This window comes from Thermogemmatispora onikobensis, assembly GCF_001748285.1.
GTDB classification, from domain to species: Bacteria; Chloroflexota; Ktedonobacteria; order Ktedonobacterales; family Ktedonobacteraceae; genus Thermogemmatispora; species Thermogemmatispora onikobensis.
The window spans coordinates 1-2702 of record NZ_BDGT01000105.1 but is presented as its reverse complement, the minus strand read 5'-3'; the positions used below and the strand labels follow the sequence as shown (position 1 = coordinate 2702).

The window sequence follows — 2702 nt, the reverse complement described above, 5'->3', positions numbered from 1 at the left end:
ACAGCGGCCACAGGGCTTGACGTTGGACCCTGAGTACCACAGGGCACGAGGAACCCGGTGGGAAGCAGGGGGGACCACCCTCCAAGGCTAAAGACCTTCAGCGACCGATAGCGGACAGAGTACCGTGAGGGAAAGGTGAAAAGCACCCCGAGAGGGGGATGAAAGAGTGCCTGAAACCGCGTACGCCAGAAGCAGTCAGAGGCCCATGCCGTGGCAGGCCGGCGGGCAGTCCCCAGGCGACTGGGGCAGCCCGAGCAGGCGCCACGTGCGGGTTGATGGCGTGCCTTTTGTAGAATGATCCGGCGAGTGCATCGTCGTTGCCGCAGGTTAACCTCCCTCCAGAGGAGGGGAGCCGTAGGGAAACCGAGTCTGAAGAGGGCGTCGCCTCCAGATCCTGGAGGCAGGTAGCGGCGATGGGACCCGAAACCGTGTGAGCTACCCATGGCCAGAGTGAAGCGGATGTGACAATCCGTCGAGGCTCGCACCCACTGGTGTTGCAAAACCAGGGGAGGAGCTGTGGGTAGGGGTGAAATGCCAAGCGAACACGGAGATAGCTGGTTCTCCCCGAAATGCATGGAGGTGCAGCCCGCCGCGGCAGCGCTGGGAGGTAGAGCGCTGTGTGGGTGCGGGGCCAGGAGCTGGTTACCAAGCTCATGCAAACTGCGAATGCCCAGCGCGAGAAGCGGGGCGGCGGAGTGAGTCTGGCGGGGATAACCTCGTCAGACGAGAGGGGAACAACCCAGACCACCGGCTAAGGTCTCCAAGGGGCTGCTGAGTGGGAAAGGAGGTCAGCTGGCCCAGACAGCCAGGATGTTGGCTTAGAAGCAGCCATCATTGAAAGAGTGCGTAATAGCTCACTGGTCGAGCGAGCTGGCGCCGACAACATCAGGAGGCTGAAGCAGCCGACCGAAGCCGTGGAGCCTTGCGAATGCGAGGCTGGTAGGGGAGCGTTCCGCCAGCGGAGAAGCCGGACCGGAAGGACCGGTGGAGCGGGCGGAAGTGCGAATGCCGGAATGAGTAGCGCCAAGGAGGGTGAAAATCCCTCCCACCGAAAGCCTGAGGGTTCCTGGGCACCGTTGATCGACCCAGGGTCAGGCGGGCCCTAAGCCGAGGACGGTAGGTCGTAGGCGATGGAGAGCAGGTAGACAATCCTGCCCCAGAGGGCGTCGTGAAGAGCGAAGGGGGGACGCGGTAGGGAAGGTGAACCCATCGAGTGGACAGGATGGGCTGCCTGTCGGAAGCGAGGCGTCGAGGGAAAGCCCGATGCCACCAGGCGTGACCGCAGGCACGAGCCTCCGCGAGGAGGCGACAAGTCATCGACTCCCAGGCCGCCCAGAAAAGCCTCTAGCCAGACGTGCCTCTGCCCGTACCGCAACCCGACACCGGTAGGCAGGGGGGCAATCCCCCCAGGTGAACGAGTGAGCCTCTGTCAAGGAACTCGGCAACTTGGCCCCGTACCTTCGGAAGAAGGGGCGCCTTCGTAGCTGGCGCAGACCGGAGGGGTGCCCGCAAGGGGACTCGAAGCAGGTCGGCGTTGGTGAGGAGGCCGCAGGAATAGGCCCAGGCGACTGTTTACCAAAAACACAGGTCCCTGCGAACGCGAAAGCGGACATATAGGGGCTGACTCCTGCCCAGTGCCGGAAGGTGAAGCTGGCAGGTGCACGAAGCTTGCCAGGGAAGCCCCGGTGAACGGCGGCCGTAACTCTAACGGTCCTAAGGTAGCGAAATTCCTTGTCGGGTAAGTTCCGACCCGCACGAAAGGAGGAACGACCTGGGCGCTGTCTCGACAGAGGGCTCGGCGAAATTGCAGTACCCGTGAAGATGCGGGTTACCCACGACAGGACAAAAAGACCCCGTGGAGCTTGACTCTAGCCTGGCCTGGTGCCGAGGGCACACCTGCGGAGGATAGGTGGGAGCCGAAGAAGCCGCCCTTGTGGGGGCGGTGGAGGCGCCGGTGAAATACCACTCTGGTGTGTTGTCGGGACTCATGTTGCAGCGGTAGAGCCCGCCAGCAGACAGGGCTAGGTGGGGAGTTTGACTGGGGCGGTCGCCTCCTAAAGGGTAACGGAGGCGCCCAAAGGTTCCCTCAAGGTGGATGGACATCACCTGAAGCGTGTACAGGCAGAAGGGAGCTTGACTGCGAGGCCAACAAGCCGAGCAGGGACGAAAGTCGGGCTGAGTGATCCCACATGTCCGAGTGGAAGGCGTGTGGCGCAACGGACAAAAGCTACCCCGGGGATAACAGGCTGATCCTGCCCAAGAGTTCCCATCGACGGCAGGGTTTGGCACCTCGATGTCGGCTCGGCGCATCCTGGGGCTGGAGTAGGTCCCAAGGGTTGGGCTGTTCGCCCATGAAAGCGCCACGTGAGCTGGGTTCAGAACGTCGTGAGACAGTTCGGTCTCTATCCGTCGTGGGCGAGAGGAAGCGTGAGGGGAGTCCGCTCTAGTACGAGAGGACCGAGAGGGCTTGACCGCTGGTGAGCCGGTTGGCCTGCCCAGGCCAGCGCCGGGTAGCTACGTCAGGCGAGGAGAAGCGCTGAAAGCATCTAAGCGCGAAGCCGACCCCAAGAGTCGCTTCCCCCTCCAGGCTGGCAAGCCAGCCGGAGATAAGGTCCCAGGCAGATCACCTGGTCGATAGACCGGAGGTGGACACCTGGTAACAGGTGCAGCTGACCGGCCCTAATGACCGAACGGCTTGTGCC

Annotated in this window: 1 rRNA gene; it reads left to right on the top strand. The window is 63.0% G+C overall.

Features of this window, described 5'->3' with window-relative positions:
* Positions 1 to 2702, top strand: a 23S ribosomal RNA gene (locus tag BGC09_RS21945); the annotation flags it as partial.